Genomic DNA, 326 nt, shown 5'->3' with positions numbered 1-326 from the left:
AGGTGTGGTACCTGGCGGCTCAGCCCCTCTCAATCCAACCAGCGTACTGGGCCCGGGCCGACGCCCCCGGAGGGGGCGGGAGGGTGGGAGAAAGGCTGAGGCAAAGCTGGACACCCAGAGCCGGGCACGTCACGGAGCCGGGCGCTGGACCTCGGGCCGATGTCCCGGAGGGCCCGGGAGGCAGGGGACCCAGGGCCGGCGGGCAGCGCTGAAAGCGCCGGCGCAGCCTCAGTACGGCGCCGAGCATCATCATCCCGCCCGAGGCCAGGCGCCGGGCCGACGCCCCCGGAGGGGGCGGGAGGGTGGGAGAAAGGCTCGGGCAAAGG

It is taken from the genome of Streptomyces sp. NPDC059524 (assembly GCF_042749255.1).
Lineage (GTDB): Bacteria > Actinomycetota > Actinomycetes > Streptomycetales > Streptomycetaceae > Streptomyces > Streptomyces xanthii.
The sequence above is the reverse complement of the archived record's forward strand: the minus strand, read 5'-3'. Positions refer to the sequence as shown.